The sequence below is a fragment of the Kitasatospora sp. NPDC028961 genome (assembly GCF_055564815.1).
Genome location: NZ_JBVHVO010000004.1, coordinates 430232 through 446288, shown reverse-complemented (window position 1 = coordinate 446288; position 16057 = coordinate 430232). Strand labels below are relative to the sequence as shown.

At 75.9% G+C, this 16057-nt stretch carries 1 protein-coding gene; it reads left to right on the top strand.

Going from position 1 to position 16057, the window contains the following annotated elements; translation table 11 throughout:
- Positions 1-29 precede the first annotated feature (29 nt).
- Complete coding sequence (locus tag ACZ4UX_RS12085) at positions 30-15998, top strand: type I polyketide synthase (protein ID WP_465706546.1); 15969 nt, start codon at positions 30-32, stop codon at positions 15996-15998.
- Positions 15999-16057: the final 59 nt, after the last annotated feature.

Sequence of the window (16057 nt, the reverse complement as noted above, 5' to 3'; positions counted from 1 at the left end):
TCTGCCCAAACCCCGGTGAGGAATTGACGATGGCCACGGACGAGAAGATCCTCAAGTACCTCAAGCGTGTCACGGCCGAACTGCACGACCTGCGCAAGCAGGTCCAGCGGAACGCGGACGAGCCGGTCGCGATCGTGGGCATGGCCTGCCGCCTGCCCGGTGGCGTGACCGGCCCGGAGAGCCTGTGGCAGCTGGTCAGTGAGGGCCGGGACGGCGTGTCGGCGTTCCCGGACGACCGCGGCTGGGACCTGGACGCGCTGTTCGACGACGACCCGGACAAGGCCGGCACCTCCTACGTCGCGCAGGGCGGGTTCCTGCGCGACGCGGGGAAGTTCGACGCCGAGTTCTTCGGGATCTCGCCGCGCGAGGCGCTCGCCATGGACCCGCAGCAGCGCCTGCTGCTGGAGACCTCCTGGGAGGCGCTGGAGCGCGCCGGCGTCGACCCGACCTCGCTCAAGGGCGCGGACGTCGGGGTGTTCAACGGGATCATGGGCGTCGACTACTTCTTCGGCGGCAACGTGCCGCCGGAGCTGGAGGGCTTCGCCGGGACGGGCGCGGCGGGCAGCGTGGCGTCGGGCCGGATCTCCTACGTGTTCGGGTTCGAGGGCCCGGCGGTCACCGTGGACACCGCCTGCTCCTCGTCCCTGGTGGCGATCCACCTGGCCGCGCAGGCGCTGCGCCGCGGCGAGTGCTCGATGGCACTCGCCGGCGGCGCGACCGTGATGGCGACACCGCACACCTTCGTGGAGTTCTCCCGCCAGCGCGGTCTGGCCTCGGACGGCCGGTGCAAGTCCTACGCGGACGCGGCGGACGGCACGGGTTGGGCCGAGGGCGCGGGCGTGGTCGTGCTGGAGCGGCTCTCCGAGGCCCGCCGCAAGGGGCACCGGGTGCTCGCGGTGCTGCGCGGCAGCGCGGTGAACCAGGACGGTGCGTCCAACGGTCTGACCGCGCCCAACGGCCTTTCCCAGCAGCGGGTGATCCGCAAGGCGCTAGCGGCGGCCGGGCTCACCCCGGCCGACGTGGACGTGGTGGAGGGGCACGGCACCGGAACGGTGCTGGGCGACCCGATCGAGGCGCAGGCGCTGCTGGCCACCTACGGCCAGGAGCGCGAGCCGGGGCGGCCGCTCTGGCTGGGCTCGCTGAAGTCCAACATCGGCCACGCCCAGGCGGCGGCGGGTGTCTCGGGCGTGATCAAGATGGTGCAGGCGCTGCGGCACGGCGTGCTGCCCGCCACCCTGCACGTCGATGCGCCGTCCTCCCAGGTGGACTGGTCGGTCGGCGCCGTCGAGCTGCTCGACCGCAGCCGGCCCTGGCCGGAGGTGGACCGGCTGCGCCGGGCCGGGGTCTCCTCCTTCGGGGTCAGCGGGACGAACGCGCACCTGATCCTGGAGCAGGCGCCCGAGGACGAGGTGGAGCCCCTCGCGGGTGAGGCCGCACCGGGGGCCGGGGCCGTGCCGCTGGTGCTCTCGGCGAAGAGCGCCGGGTCGCTGGCCGGTCAGGCCGAGCGGCTGACCGCCTTCGTCGGTGCGTCGGAGCAGGAACTCCCGGACGTCGCCGCCGCGCTGGTGTCGCAGCGGGCGCTGCTGTCGGAGCGCGCGGTGGTGCTGGCGGGCTCCTCGGAGCAGGCGCTGGCGGGGTTGGACGCGCTGGCGCGCGGGGAGTCCGACGCCGCGCTGGTGACGGGCAGCGGCTCGGTCCCGGCCCGGACGGTGCTGGTGTTCCCGGGGCAGGGGTCGCAGCGGGTCGGGATGGGCCGGGAGCTGGCGGAGCGGTACCCGGTGTTCGCCGAGGCCTTCGACGCGGCCTGCGCGGCGCTGGACGAGCGGCTGGCGGGCTGGACCGAGCACCCGGTCAAGGACGTGGTGTTCGGTACGGCGGGATCCCTCGACCAGACCGTGTACACCCAGGCGGGTCTGTTCGCCGTGGAGACGGCGCTGTTCCGGCTGATCGAGTCCTGGGGTGTGCGGCCGGACGCCGTCATGGGCCACTCGATCGGTGAGATCACGGCCGCCCATGTGGCCGGGGTGCTCTCGCTGGCGGACGCGGCGGCGGTGGTCGCCGCACGCGGCCGGCTGATGCAGGCGCTGCCCTCGGGTGGCGCGATGGTGGCGGTGGCAGCCACCGAGGCCGAGGTCGCCGAATTCCTCGGTGCGGGCGTTGATCTGGCGGCGGTGAATGGTCCGTCATCGGTGGTGCTCTCCGGTGAGGAGGCGGCCGTGCTGAAGGCCGCCGAGAGCCTGAAGGCACAGGGCCGCAAGGTCAAGCAGCTGACCGTCTCGCACGCCTTCCACTCGGCGCTGATGGAGCCGATGCTGGCGGAGTTCGCCACCGTGCTCACCGGCGTCACCTGGGAGGAGCCCCGGTTCCCCCTCGTCTCCAACGTCACCGGCCGCGTCGCCGAGCCGGGCCAACTGGCCGATCCCGCCTACTGGGTGGACCATGTCCGCCGCCCGGTCCGGTTCGCCGACGGCGTCGCCACGGCGGCCGCACCCGGTGGCGCGGTGTTCGTCGAACTCGGCCCCGGCGCGGCACTGAGCGGCGTGGTGGACGAGACGGTCGACGGCCGTGCCGTGTCCGTGGCCGCGCTGCGCGACGGCCGCCCGGAGGCGCCCACCCTGCTGGCCTCGGTCGCCGAACTCTTCGTCCGGGGCGTCGAGGTGGACTGGGTGAAGACCCTCCCCGCCGGAGCCGGCGCCGCCCGGGTGGAGCTGCCCACCTATGCCTTCGACCACGAGCACTACTGGCTCCGGATGCTGGCCTCGGTGACCGACGCGGCGGCCCTGGGCCTGACCGGCGCCGGTCACCCGCTGCTCGGCGCCGTCGTCCAACTGCCGCAGTCCGACGGCCTGGTGTTCACCTCCCGGCTCTCCCTGCGCACCCATGACTGGCTCGCCGACCACGCCGTCGGCGGGGTCGTGCTGGTCCCCGCCACGGCGCTGGTGGAGCTGGCCGTCCGGGCCGGCGACGAGGTCGGCTGCGGCACCCTCGACGACCTGGTCGTCGAGGCGCCGATCCTCCTGCCCGAGCACGGCGGGGTCCGCGTCCAGGTCGCCGTCGGCGGCCCCGACGCGCACGGCGCCCGCACGGTGGAGGTGTACTCCGCCCGCGAGGACGCCACCGACGCGTGGACCCGGCACGCCACCGGCACCCTGACGGCGACGAAGGACGCCGACGGCCCGGAGTTCGACTTCACCGCCTGGCCCCCGGCCGGCGCGCAGCCGGTCGACCTCGGTGACCTCTACCCCGACCTGGTCGCCCAGGGCTACGCCTACGGCCCGGCGTTCCAGGGCCTGCGGGCGCTCTGGCGGCGCGGCGAGGAACTCTTCGCCGAGGTCGCCCTGCCGGAGGACCAGCACGACGAGGCCGACCGCTTCGGCATCCACCCCGCGCTGCTCGACGCGGCCCTGCACCCGGGCCTGCGGGACACCGTGGCGGCCGACGCCGACCGACTGTGGCAGCCGCTGCGCTGGAGCGGGCTGGTGCTGCACGCCACGGGCGCGGCGGCCCTGCGGGTGCGCCTGGCCCGGCTCGGCGCCGGCACGCTGGCCTTCGAGGCCGCCGACGAGACCGGCGCCGCCGTGCTGGCGGCCGACTCCGTGACGCTCCGCCCCGTCGCCGTCGAGCAGTTGGCCGCCTCGGCGGGCGCGACCGGCGGCGACGCGCTGTTCCGGGTGGAGTGGACCGAGCTGCCCCCGGCCGCCGCTCCGGCCGCCGTGCGGTGGACGGTGCTGTCCGGCGCGGCCGAGGTGGCCGCGCTCGCCGCCCCGGCCGACGGCGCGCCCGCGCCGTCCGTGGTGGTCCTGGACGCGGTCGGGGACGGTACGGACGAGCACGCGGTGCTCGGTCTGACCGGCCGGGTGCTGGAGGTCGCGCAGGCCTGGCTGGCCGCGGCCGGCCTCGAAGGCTCCCGACTGGTGGTGCGCACCCGGGGTGCGGTGCCCGCCGGTGGCGACGCCGGGGTGACGGACCCGGCGGGTGCGGCGGTCTGGGGTCTGATCCGGGTCGCGCAGGCGGAGAACCCGGACCGGATCGTGCTGCTGGACACCGAGACCGACACCGAGACCGACACCGACCTCGGTACCGTCCTCGCCGCCCTGCTGGCCACCGGTGAGCCGCAGGTCGCCGTCCGGGGGGCGGTTCTGTCCGCGCCGCGCCTGGTCCGCGCCACCGACGGAGCCGCGACCGACGGGCCCGCCGCGTTCGACCCCGAGGGCACCGTCCTGGTCACCGGTGGCACCGGCTCGCTGGGCGCGCTGCTGGCCCGGCACCTGGTCACCGGACACGGCGTCCGGCACCTGCTGCTGGTCAGCCGCCGGGGTCTCGGCGCCGAGGGCGCACCGGAGTTGGCGGCGGAGCTGGAGGGTCTCGGCGCGACGGTGACCGTCACCGCGTGTGACGTGGCCGACCGGGAGTCGGCGGCCGCCCTGCTCTCCGGCGTCCCGGCCGAGCATCCGCTGACCGGTGTGGTGCACACCGCGGGTGTGCTGGACGACGGGGTGTTCGGGGCGCTGACGCCCGAGCGGCTGGCCCGTGTGTTCGCCCCGAAGGTGACCGCGGTGCGGCACCTGGACGAGCTGACCCGTGAACTGGCGCCGGAGCTGCGCTCGTTCGTGCTGTTCTCGTCGGCGGCCGGGGTCTTCGGCTCGGCCGGGCAGGGCAACTACGCGGCGGCCAACGCCTATCTGGACGCGGTCGCCCACCGGCGCCGCGCCGACGGCCTGCCCGCCGCGTCGCTCGCCTGGGGCCTCTGGGAGCAGGCCGGCGGCATGGCCGCCCACCTCACCGAGGCCGACCAGAACCGGGTGAACCGGGGAGGGTTCCTGGCGATCGCCCCGGCCGAGGGCCTGGACCTCTTCGACGCGGGCCTGCGCGGCGGCCGGGCCGTGACCGTGCCGATCAAGCTCGACCTGCGCGCCGTCCGGGCCGAGGCCGCGTCCGGCCGCGGCGTCCTGCCGCTGCTGCGCAGCCTGGTGCCGGTCGGCCGGCGGGCCGTCCGGACCGCCTCCGGGCTGGCCGACCGGCTCGCCGGGCTGGCGGTGGCGGAGCAGGAGACGCTGCTGCTGGACCTGGTCCGCACCCATGTCGCGACCGTGCTCGGACACGCCGGCGCGGCGAACGTCAAGGCGGAGAAGGCGTTCAAGGACGCCGGCTTCGACTCGCTCACCTCCGTCCAACTGCGCAACCGGCTCCGCGAGTCGACCGGGCTCAACCTGCCCACGACCGTCGTCTACGACTACCCCACGCCGGTCGCGCTGGCCCGCTTCCTGCGCGAGGAGCTCGGCGACACCGCCGCCGCTGCCGCCGTGCCGACGGTGGTCGCGGCCGACCTCGACGAGCCGATCGCGATCGTCGGCATGGCCTGCCGGCTGCCCGGCGGCGTGGTCACCCCGGAGGACCTCTGGCGGCTGGTCTCCGAGGGCCGGGACGCGGTGTCCGGCTTCCCCGAGGACCGCGGCTGGGACGTGGGCGGCCTCTTCGACGACGACCAGGAGAACATCGGCACCTCCTACGTCGACCAGGGCGGCTTCCTGCACGACGCGGGGCTCTTCGACGCGGGCTTCTTCGGGATCTCGCCGCGCGAGGCGCTGGCGATGGACCCGCAGCAGCGGCTGCTGCTGGAGATGTCCTGGGAGGCGCTGGAGCGGGCCGGGGTCGACCCGGCCGCCCTGAAGGGCCGGGACGTCGGGGTGTTCTCCGGCGTGATGACCCAGGGCTACGGGATCGGCGGCGTCATCCCGCCGGAGCTGAGCGGCTTCACCGCCACCGGCTCCGCGATGAGCGTGGCCTCGGGCCGGGTCTCCTACGTGTTCGGCTTCGAGGGTCCGGCGGTCACGGTGGACACGGCGTGCTCCTCCTCGCTGGTGGCGATGCACCTGGCCGCGCAGGCGCTGCGGTCCGGCGAGTGCTCGCTGGCGCTGGCCGGCGGCGCGACGATCATGGCGACGCCCCACACCTTCGTGGAGTTCTCGCGACAGAAGGCACTCGCCCCCGACGGGCGGTGCAAGGCGTTCTCCTCGACCGCCGACGGCACCGGCTGGGGCGAGGGCGCGGGCGTCGTGGTGCTGGAGCGGCTCTCCGAGGCCCGGCGCAACGGACACCGGATCCTGGCGGTGCTGCGCGGCAGCGCGATCAACCAGGACGGCGCGTCGAACGGTCTGACCGCGCCCAACGGCCCCTCGCAGCAGCGGGTGATCCGCAAGGCGCTGGCCAACGCGGGCCTGGCCGCCTCGGACGTCGACGCGGTGGAGGCGCACGGGACGGGGACCTCGCTGGGTGACCCGATCGAGGCGCAGGCGCTGCTGGCCACGTACGGGCAGGGGCGCGGGGACGGGGAGGCACCCCTCTGGCTCGGCTCGGTCAAGTCCAACGTCGGCCACACCCAGGCCGCGGCCGGGGTGGCCGGTGTGATCAAGATGGTGGAGGCGCTGCGGCACGGTGTGCTGCCGCCCACCCTGCACGTCGAGGCCCCGACGCCGCAGGTGGACTGGTCGGTCGGCGCGGTGGAGCTGCTGACCGAGGCGCGGGAGTGGCCGGAGACCGGGCGCCCCCGGCGGGTGGGCGTCTCCTCCTTCGGGTTGAGCGGGACCAACGCGCACCTGATCCTGGAGCAGGCGCCCGAGGAGGAGCCGGCCGAGGTCGGGGCCGCGCCCGACGCCGTGGTGCCGCTGGTGGTGTCGGCGGCCTCGACGGCCTCGCTGGCCGGGCAGGCCGAGCGGCTGGCGGCCTTCGTCGAGGCGTCCGCGCCGGTCTCACCGGCCGCGGTGGCCGGTGTCCTGGCGACCCGGCGGGCGGCGCTCGGTGAGCGCGCGGTGCTGGTGGCGGGCTCGCGGTCCGAGGTGCTGACGGGGCTGGCCGCGTTGGCGCGCGGGGAGTCTGCGCCGGGGTTGGTGACGGGCAGCGTGTCCGGCGCGGGGCGGACGGTGCTGGTGTTCCCGGGGCAGGGTTCGCAGTGGGTCGGGATGGGGCGTGAACTGCTGGACGCCTCGCCGGTGTTCGCCGAGCGGGTGGCCGCGTGCGCGGCGGCGCTGGAGCGCTGGGTGGACTGGTCGCTGGAGGACGTGCTGCGCGGCGAGGCCCCGGCCGAGCTGCTGGAGCGCGTCGACGTGGTCCAGCCGGCGAGCTTCGCGGTGATGGTCGGTCTGGCGGCGGTCTGGGCGTCCGTGGGTGTGGTGCCGGACGCGGTGGTCGGGCACTCGCAGGGGGAGATCGCGGCGGCCTGCGTGGCCGGTGCGCTGTCCCTGGAGGACGCGGCGCGGATCGTGGCGGTGCGCAGCCAGGTGATCGCGGGCAGCCTGGCCGGTCGCGGTGGGATGGCGTCGGTGGCGCTCTCCGAGAGCGAGGCTGTCGAGCGGCTGGTGCGCTGGGCGGACCGCGTCGAGGTCGCGGCCGTCAACGGCCCGGCCTCGGTGGTCATCGCGGGTGACGCCGAGGCGCTGGACGAGGCGCTGGAGGTGCTCGCGGCCGACGGCGTGCGGGTACGGCGGGTGGCGGTGGACTACGCCTCCCACACCCGCCATGTCGAGGCGATCGAGGAGACCCTGGCGGAGGCCTTCGCGGACATCCGCAGCCAGGCCCCGCTGGTGCCGTTCCTCTCCACCGTCACGGGCGAGTGGATCGACGAGGCGGGGGTGCTGGACGGCGGGTACTGGTACCGCAACCTGCGCGGCCAGGTCCGCTTCGGCCCGGCGATCGCGACGCTGCTGGACCAGGGCCACTCGGTGTTCGTGGAGTCGAGCGCGCACCCGGTGCTGGTCCAGCCGGTGAACGAGATCGTGGACGAGGCCGGGGCCGAGGCCCTGGTCACCGGGACGCTGCGGCGGGACGAGGGCGGTCCGCGCCGCCTGTTCGCCTCGATGGCCGAACTCCACGTCCGCGGCGTGGCCGTCGACTGGTCCGGTGTGCTGCCGGCCGGCGCCGAGACCGCCCAGGTGGACCTGCCCACCTACGCCTTCGACCAGCAGCACTACTGGCTGCGGACCTCCCCGGCCACCGACGCGGCCTCGCTCGGCCAGGCCACCGCCGACCACCCGCTGATCGGCGCGGTGGTCCAGGTACCCGAGACGGGCGGCGTGCTCTGCACCTCCCGGCTCTCCCTGCACACCCACCCCTGGCTGGCCGACCACGCCGTCGGCGGCGCCGTCCTGGTGCCCGGCACCGGTCTGGTCGAGCTGGCGGTACGGGCCGGTGACGAGGTCGGCTGCGGCACGCTGGACGAGCTGGTGATCGAGGCCCCACTGGTCCTGCCCGAGCACGGCAACGTGCGGGTCCAGGTCACCGTCGGCGGCCCCGACGGGGCGGGCGCCCGCAGTGTCGGCATCTACTCGGTCCGCGAGGACGCGGCCGGGGACACCGGCGCGGACGCCTGGACCCGGCACGCCACCGGGACCCTGACGGCGACCTCGGACGCCGGCGGTCCCGCGTTCGACTTCACCGCCTGGCCGCCCGCCGACGCGGAGCAGCTGGGTGTCACCGGCGGCTACGAGCTGCTGGCCCAAGCCGGTTACGGCTACGGGCCGGTGTTCCAGGGCGTGCGGGCGGTCTGGCGCCGTGGCGAGGAGCTGTTCGCCGAGGTCGCCCTGCCCGAGGACCAGCGGGACGCCGCCGGCCGGTTCGGCATCCACCCCGCGCTGCTCGACGCCGCCCTCCACCCCGTCATGCTGGACGTGGCGCTGGGGGACCCGACGGGCGCGAACCGGGCGGGCGACGAGTCCGAGGTGCACCTGCCGTTCGGCTGGAACGGGCTGCGGCTGCACGCGGCCGGTGCCTCGGCGCTGCGGGTGCGCCTGGTGCGGTCCGACGCGCAGACGCTCGCGCTGGAGGCCGCCGACGAGACCGGCGGAGCCGTCCTGACGCTCCGTTCGCTGGTCTCGCGCGCCGTCTCGGCCGACCAGCTGGGCAGCGCGGGGGGCGACGAAGGCCGCGACGCGCTGTTCCGGGTGGAGTGGACGGAGCTGCCCACCGGTACCGCTCCGGGCCTGGAACTGCCGCCGGCCTGGGTGCCGGTGGCCTCGCCGGACCACGTGGCCATGCTGACCAACGGCTCGGGCGTGCCCCCCGTGGTCGTCCTGGACGCGGTCGGGGACGGCCCGGCCGAGCACGCGGTGCTCGGCCTGACCACCCGGGTGCTGGACGTCGTCCAGGCCTGGCTGAGCACCCGGGGGCTGGACGCGGCGCGGCTGGTCGTGGTCACCCGGGGTGCGGTGCCCGCCGGTGGCGACGCCGCGGTGACGGACCCGGCAGGTGCGGCGGTCTGGGGTCTGATCCGGGTCGCGCAGGCGGAGAACCCGGACCGGATCGTGCTGCTCGACACCGACGCCGCCCCCGGGACGGACGTCGAACCGGTGCTCGCCGCCGTGCTGGGCACCAACGAGCCGCAGGTCGCGGTCCGCGGGACGACGATGTACGTGCCCCGGATCGCCCGGGCCACGGCCCCGGCCGACGAGGCCGCGGCGTTCGACCCCGAGGGCACCGTCCTGATCACCGGCGGCACCGGCACCCTCGGCGGCCTGCTGGCCCGGCGCCTGGTCACCGGGCACGGCGTCCGGCATCTGCTGCTGGTCAGCCGGAGCGGCCTGCGGGCCGAGGGCGCAACGGAGTTGGCGGCCGAGCTGACCGCGCTGGGCGCGACGGTGACCGTCACCGCGTGTGACGTGGCCGACCGGGCGGCGGTGGCGGAGCTGCTGTCCGCGGTGCCGGTCGAGCACCCGCTGACCGGGGTGGTGCACACCGCGGGTGTGCTGGACGACGGGGTGTTCGGGGCGCTGACGGCGGAGCGGCTGGCCCGTGTGTTCGCCCCGAAGGTGACCGCGGTGCGGCACCTGGACGAGCTGACCCGTGAACTGGCGCCGGAGCTGCGCTCGTTCGTGCTGTTCTCGTCGGCGGCCGGGGTCTTCGGCTCGGCCGGACAGGGCAACTACGCGGCGGCCAACGCCTATCTGGACGCGGTCGCCCACCGGCGCCGCGCCGACGGCCTGCCCGCGATGTCCCTGGCCTGGGGCCTCTGGGAGCAGGCCACCGCGATGACCGCCCACCTCGACACCGCCGAGGAGGCCCGGAGCGGCCGGAGCCGGAGCCGTTCGCTGGCCTCGGACGAAGGCCTGGACCTCTTCGACGCGGCGCTGCGCACCGGCGACGCGCTGCTCGTCCCGATCAAGCTCGACCTGCGGTCCATGCGCGCCGACGCGGCGGCGGGCCGCGAGGTGCCGCCGCTGCTGCGGGGGCTGATCCGGGCGAGCCGGCAGACCGCGCGGTCGACGGCGGCCGACGGTACGGCCGGCCTGGCCGGCCGGCTGACCGGGCTGACGGTGGCCGAGCAGGAGGCACTGCTGCTGGAACTGGTCCGCGGCCACGCGGCGACCGTGCTCGGGCACGCGGGACCGGAGGGCGTGAAGACCGACACGGCGTTCCGCGACTCCGGCTTCGACTCGCTGACCTCCGTCGAGCTGCGCAACCGGCTGCGCGAGGCGACCGGTCTGAAGCTGCCCGCGACGGTGGTCTTCGACCACCCGACCCCGCTCGCCCTCGCCCGGCACCTGCACGAGGAGTTCGGCCACGTGGCCGCCGAGACCGGCGCGGCGGCGCCGGCGGTCGTGCTCGCCGACCCGTCCGAGCCGATCGCGATCGTCGGCATGGCCTGCCGGCTGCCCGGCGGTGTGGCGAGCCCCGAGGACCTCTGGCGGCTGGTCAGCGAGGGCCGGGACGCGATGTCCGGCTTCCCGTCCGACCGCGGCTGGGACCTGGACGGCCTCTTCGACGCGGACCCGGACAAGGCCGGGACCTCCTACGTGGACCAGGGCGGCTTCCTGCACGAGGCGGCGCTGTTCGACGCGGGCTTCTTCGGGATCTCGCCGCGCGAGGCGCTCGCGATGGACCCGCAGCAGCGGCTGCTGCTGGAGACCTCGTGGGAGGCGCTGGAGCGGGCCGGCATCGACCCGGCCACGCTCAAGGGCACCGACGTCGGCGTCTTCTCCGGCCTGATGGGCGCGGGCTACGGCTCGGGCAGCGACGTACCCGCCGAGCTGGAGGGCTTCGTCACGACCGGCGCCGGCAGCAGTGTGGCCTCGGGCCGGGTGTCCTACGTGTTCGGCTTCGAGGGCCCCGCAGTTACTGTGGACACGGCCTGCTCCTCGTCCCTGGTGGCGATGCACCTGGCCGCGCAGGCGCTGCGGACCGGTGAGTGCTCGCTGGCCCTCGCCAGCGGCGCGGCCGTGATGACCGGCCCCGGCGCGTTCGTGCAGTTCTCCCGCCAGCGCGGTCTGGCCTCGGACGGCCGGTGCAAGTCCTACGCGGACGCGGCGGACGGCACCGGCTGGGCCGAGGGCGCGGGCGTGGTCGTGCTGGAGCGCCTCTCGGAGGCGCGGCGCAAGGGGCACCGGGTGCTCGCGGTGGTCCGCGGCAGCGCGGTGAACCAGGACGGCGCGTCCAACGGCCTGACCGCGCCGAACGGGCCCTCGCAGCAGCGGGTGATCCGCAAGGCGCTGGCCAACGCGGGCCTGTCCACCGCCGACATCGACGCGGTGGAGGGCCACGGCACGGGCACCGTCCTGGGGGACCCGATCGAGGCCCAGGCGCTGCTGGCCACCTACGGGCGCGGCCGCGACCCGGAGCGCCCGCTCTGGCTGGGCTCGCTGAAGTCCAACATCGGCCACACCCAGGCGGCTTCCGGCGTGGCCGGTGTGATCAAGATGGTCCAGGCGCTGCGGCACGGCGTGCTGCCGCCCACCCTGCACGTGGACGCGCCGTCCTCGCAGGTGGACTGGACGGCGGGCGCGGTCGAGCTGCTGACCGAGGCGCGGGAGTGGCCGGAGACCGGCCGCCCCCGACGGGTGGGCGTCTCCTCGTTCGGGCTGAGCGGGACCAACGCGCACCTGATCCTGGAGCAGGTGCCGGAGGAGAACGCGGTGGAGCGGCCCGCGGTCGAGCCGACGGGTGTGGTTCCGCTGGTGCTGTCGGCGAAGAGCGCGGGCTCGCTGGCCGGGCAGGCCGACCGGCTGGCGCCCTTCGTCGAGACGTCCGGGGCGGGGACGGCGGAGATCGCCGCCGCGCTGCTGGCCCAGCGGGCGCTGCTGTCGGAGCGCGCGGTGGTGCTGGCGGGTTCGCCCGAGGAGGCGCTGGCCGGGCTGAGCGCCCTGGCGCGCGGGGAGTCCGCCGCCGGTGTCGTGACCGGGGGTGGCCAGGCTCGGACGGTCCTGGTGTTCCCGGGGCAGGGGTCGCAGCGGGTCGGGATGGGCCGTGAGCTGGCGGAGCGGTACCCGGTGTTCGCTGAGGCCTTCGACGCGGCCTGCGCGGCGCTGGACGAGCGGCTGGCGGGCTGGACCGAGCACCCGGTCAAGGACGTGGTGTTCGGTACGGCGGGATCCCTGGACCAGACCGTGTACACCCAGGCGGGTCTGTTCGCGGTGGAGACGGCGCTGTTCCGGCTGATCGAGTCCTGGGGTGTGCGGCCGGACGCGGTGCTGGGCCACTCGATCGGGGAGATCACGGCCGCGCACGTGGCCGGGGTGCTCTCGCTCGGGGACGCGGCGGCGGTGGTCGCCGCGCGGGGCCGGCTGATGCAGGCGCTGCCGTCCGGCGGCGCGATGGTGGCGGTGGCAGCCACCGAGGCCGAGGTGGCCGAACTCCTCGGTGACGGTGTGGATCTGGCGGCGGTGAACGGTCCTTCGTCGGTGGTCCTCTCCGGTGAGGAGGCGGCCGTGCTGAAGGCCGCGGAGAGCCTGAAGGCGCAGGGCCGCAAGGTCAAGCAGCTGACCGTCTCGCACGCCTTCCACTCGGCGCTGATGGAGCCGATGCTGGCGGAGTTCGCGGCCGCCCTGGCCGACGTCTCGTGGGGTGAGCCCAAGCTCGCGGTGATCTCCAACGTCACAGGCCGTCCGGCCGAGCCCGGCCAACTGACCGACCCCGCCTACTGGGTGGACCATGTGCGGCGCCCGGTCCGGTTCGCCGACGGCATCGCCACGGCGGCCGGTCTCGGTAACGCGGTCTTCGTCGAGCTGGGCCCCGGCGCCGCGCTGAGCGGCGTGGTCGCCGAGTCCGCCGGTGAGCGCGCCGTCACGGTGGCCGCGCTGCGCGACGGCCGCCCCGAGGCGCACACCGTGCTGGCCTCGGTCGCCGAACTCTTCGTCCGGGGCGTCGAGGTGGACTGGGCGAAGACCCTGCCCGCCGGCCTTCCGGTCACCCATCTGGAGCTGCCCACCTACGCCTTCGACCACGAGCACTACTGGCTCCGGAGCGCTGCCGCCACCGACGCGGCCTCGCTCGGCCAGGGCCGGGCCGACCATCCGCTGCTCGGCGCCGTCGTCCAACTGCCGCAGTCGGACGGCCTGGTGTTCACCTCCCGGCTGTCGTTGCGCACGCACGGCTGGCTCGCCGACCACACCGTCGGGGGAGTGGTCCTCGTCCCCGGTGCCGCCCTGGTGGAGCTGGCCGTCCGGGCCGGGGACGAGGTCGGCTGCGGCACCCTCGACGACCTGGTCATCGAGGTACCGCTCCTCCTGCCCGAGCACGGCGGGGTCCGGGTCCAGGTCGCCGTCGGCGGCCCGGACGAGCAGGGCGCCCGCAAGGTCGAGGTGTACTCCGCCCACGAGGACGCGACGGAGACCTGGACCCGCCACCTCACCGGCACCCTCGTGGTGGCGCCCACGGCGGGGGCCGAGCCGTTCGACACCGGGGCGTGGCCCCCCGCCGGTGCGGAGCCGGTCGACGTCGACGGCCTCTACACCGAACTCATCGCTCACGGCCACGAGTACGGACCGCTGTTCCGCGCCCTCCGGGCGGTGTGGCGGCGCGGCGACGAGGTGTTCGCCGAGCTCGCCCTGCCCGACGGACAGCGGGACACCGCCGCCCGGTTCGGCCTGCACCCCGCGCTGCTCGACGCCGCCCTGCACCCCGCCCTGCGGGACGCGGCCGCGGCGGACCGGGACCGGACGTGGCAGCCGCTGGAGTGGCACGGGCTGGCCCTGCACGCCGTCGGCGCCTCCGCGCTGCGGGTGCGGATCACCACGGCCGGGCCCGGCACGCTGGCACTGGCGGCGGTCGACGAGGCCGGCGGCCCGGTCCTGACGGCAGCCGCGGTGACGCTGCGGCCGCTCTCCGCCGAGCAGTTGGCGGCCGCGGCGGGCACGGCCGACGACGACGGCCTGTACCGGGTCGACTGGACGGCGCTGCCCCCGGCGCCGCTGCAGGGCACCGGCACGGCGCCGCGGCGCGCGGCTGTCGCGACCGAGGCGGATCTCGCGGCCCTGACGGCCGGTGGGGACGTTCCCCCGGTCGTGGTCCTGACGGCCGTCACCGACGGCGAGGGGGCGGACGCCGTCCTCCCGCTGACCACCCGGGTGCTGGCCGTGGTGCAGTCCTGGCTGGCCGACGAAGCCCTGGAGGACTCCCGACTGGTGGTGCGGACCCGGGGCGCGGTGCCCGCCGGCGGCGACGCCGCGCTCACCGACCCGGCCGGCGCGGCCGTCTGGGGCCTGGTCCGGGCGGCCCAGGCCGAGAGCCCGGACCGGATCGTCCTGCTCGACCTGGACCCGGCCGCGCCGGACGACCTGGACACCGCGCTCGCCGCGGCGCTGCCGCTCGGCGAGCCGCAGGTCGCGGTGCGCGGGACGGCGCTGTACGTACCGCGCCTGGCCCGGACCGCCGGCGAGGTGCCCGGCGGCGAACCGGCCTTCCGCCCGGACGGCACGGTCCTGATCACCGGCGGCACCGGCTCGCTCGGCGCCCTGACCGCCCGTCACCTGGTCGCGCGGCACGGCGTCCGCCACCTCGTCCTCGCGGGCCGGCGCGGCCCGGACGCCGACGGCGCGGCGGAGCTCGCCGCCGAGCTGGAGGCCGCCGGGGCCACGGTGTCGGTGGTGGCCTGCGACGTCACCGACCGGGAGGCGGTCGCGGCGCTCCTGGCCGCCGTGCCGGCCGGGCACCCGCTGACCGGCATCGTCCACGCCGCCCGGGTCTTCGACGCCGGGGTGATCGGCGAGGTCGACCCGGACCGGATGGCGCGGGTCTTCGCGCCGAAGGTGACCGCCGTCCGCCACCTGGACGAGCTGAGCCGCGAACTCGCCCCGGAGCTGGACGCGTTCGTCCTGATGTCCTCCGCCTCCTCGGTCTTCCTGGGCGCGGGCACCGGCGGCTACGCCGCGGCCAACGCCTATCTGGACGCGGTGGCGCACCGGCGCCGCGCGGCAGGCCTGCCCGGTACGTCCCTCGCCTGGGGGGTGTGGGCGCAGGCCGACGGCTCCGCCGACGGGCCCGGTCAGGACCGGAGCGGCCGCCGCGGCGGTGTCCGGCCCCTGACCGCCGAGGCGGGCACGGCGCTGTTCGACGCGGCGCTGCGCACCGGCGAGGCCCTGCTGGTGCCGGTCGAGCTCGACCTGCGGGCGCTGCGCGCCGACGCCGCGCTCGGCGGCGGTGTCCCGCCGCTGCTGCGCGGTCTGGTCCGCACCGGCCGGCAGGCCGTCCGGGCGGCCGCCGGTGACGGTGGCGGCGGGCTGGCCCGCCGGCTGGCCGGGCTGGCGCCCGCCGAGCAGCAGGCCCTGCTGCTGGACCTGGTCCGCGCCCGGGTGGCGACCGTCCTCGGTCACGCCGGGTCCGAGCAGGTCAGGCCGGAGACGGCGTTCAAGGACGCCGGCTTCGACTCGCTCACCTCCGTCGAACTGCGCAACCGGCTCCGGGAGTCGACGGGCCTGAGCCTGCCGGCCACGGTGGTCTTCGACTACCCGACGCCGCTGGCCCTCGCGCACTACCTGCACGACCGGCTGGACCCGTCCGGCGAGGCCACCGCCACCTCGCACCCGCTGCTGGTCGAACTGAGCAGGCTGGAGGCGATGCTGGCCGAGACACCGGCCGGTGACACGGCCCGCGCCCAGGTCGCCACCCGGCTCCAGGGCCTGCTGGCCACCTGGTCGACGGCGAACGGCGGCGGGGCGGCCGAGGAACAGATCGACTACGACACCGCCTCCGACGACGAGCTCTTCGACCTCATCGACACGGAGTTCGGCAGCTGACCGCCACCGGCACCCCCGCAGACCACCCGACGCCACAGCCTTCTAGGAGCCGAACTTCG

Coding starts and splice junctions, on each gene's coding strand:
- ACZ4UX_RS12085 (WP_465706546.1), top strand. CDS start 30: ATGGCCACGGACGAGAAGATCCTCAAGTACCTCAAGCGTGTCACGGCC.